General features: G+C 43.7%; 5 protein-coding genes. All 5 read left to right on the top strand.

Going from position 1 to position 1,349, the window contains the following annotated elements:
• The coding region (locus tag GOU96_RS17525) for a hypothetical protein (protein WP_324702066.1) at nt 1–364 on the top strand (364 nt) is incomplete at its 5' end.
• Nucleotides 365–381: 17 nt separating this feature from the next.
• Nucleotides 382–570: a hypothetical protein gene (locus GOU96_RS17520; protein WP_064977887.1), complete on the top strand. Its 189-nt coding sequence runs from the start codon at nt 382–384 to the stop codon at nt 568–570.
• 80 nt (nt 571–650) lie between these two features.
• A complete protein-coding gene (gene rdgC, locus GOU96_RS18660) occupies nt 651–752 on the top strand; it encodes a recombination-associated protein RdgC (RefSeq protein WP_225624517.1) in 102 nt (33 codons plus the stop codon).
• Nucleotides 753–900: 148 nt separating this feature from the next.
• Nucleotides 901–1,056 (top strand): hypothetical protein, encoded by a 156-nt coding sequence (locus GOU96_RS17515; RefSeq protein WP_156669260.1) that lies wholly within the window; start codon nt 901–903, stop codon nt 1,054–1,056.
• On the top strand, nt 1,049–1,349 hold a 301-nt coding region (locus tag GOU96_RS17510), incomplete at its 3' end, for a hypothetical protein (protein ID WP_324702065.1). The genes GOU96_RS17515 and GOU96_RS17510, both read left to right, overlap by 8 nt.

Raw genomic sequence — 1,349 nt, 5'->3', positions numbered from 1 at the left:
AAGACAATCAGTGACAGAACGTTTAGCGGCACAGGCTGCTCGTAAACGAGCTGCACAGCAAGCTGCGCGCAAAGGTAACGTCATTGAAGGTGAAGCTCGTTCCGTAGCAGAGAACGGAGCAACTATAGATACCACATCGACACAGCACGACTCACCAAAAGAGCTATCAGAGCAAGACGTTCAAGATATGCTGGCCGATATACTGTTCCGTATGGACGAGTCGCAGTCAAGCGATGAGCTAAAACCACTAGCTCAAGAAATCTCCGTCATCGGTCAGTTTATGACCAAAGAACAACAAGAGCACGCCAGAGCAGTTTATCTCCGCAACATGGATCGCTTAGGATTACGTAATAAGTGTGCATAGCGACAAGGAGAAATAACATGCAAGCGCTGAAAATTGCCTTCAAGCCAACTGACGGAGATTTAGCACTTGAGTTTTTGAGTAAATATATAGAGCAATCTCAATGTAAAACAAAAAGTGAAATTATCAATGCAATTAACAATATGATTGGCGCATCCATATTCACCCTTCACATATTGGAAAGCAAAGAGAACGAGATATTACATTAATTACCCTCTACCATTTGAATCATTATTAAGCGCCTTAATATCGGACTAGCCCTTTTAACTATTAATGATATGTAACCCGACTGACAAGGCGCTTTGATGCTGATTTTGCGTTAATGTCCGGAGAATTATCAGCGCTAATTGATGACCTAAATAATGCACTGGGAGGTAACACTGAATCATGACGCAAACAGTACATTACATTCCAAAAGGCAGTATGTGTGCGGTGTGCAAATACAAAAATAGGGACTGCTCACACCTCAACTTTGAACTCATGAAGCTTATTACCGATTGCGGCTGGAACAAAATTGTCAAGTGCACGGAGTTTGAGCGATGCAAAAAGAAGTGACAACGCACGAAAGTGGATATGAGAACAGCAACGATAATCTAGCAATAACAGTGGCTGTAATGCTTATTGTGCTTGGAGTTCTATTTGTCTGGTTTGGAATTGATGGTGTGGTTAAGGCTGTGGAGCAGTTAAATGGATAAACAATACGCACCCCGTGACGTGGAGCACCTTGACTCAATCGGTGGTTACTACTCAAAACATGTAACCGCTATGACAAGCGAGGGGCTATCCTCAAAGTCGGATATTGCCGCAGAACTGGCACATCGAGATGCCGAAATCGACTTCCTACAAAAACGAATTAAAGAGCTCGATCTGTATTTTGGCCAGCTATTGGTGACGGCACAAGCCGCAGTGATTGAGTGTGAGCACGGTAAAGGCGCAAATGTTGCTATGGAGTGGATATTCAACTTTCTAGCTCCACGCGGAGAGCTGC

Origin of the sequence: Vibrio sp. R-1, from assembly GCF_035615595.1 — a bacterium.
In the GTDB taxonomy this organism is placed as follows: domain Bacteria; phylum Pseudomonadota; class Gammaproteobacteria; order Enterobacterales; family Vibrionaceae; genus Vibrio; species Vibrio cholerae.
This window is presented reverse-complemented; position numbering and strand designations above follow the sequence as displayed.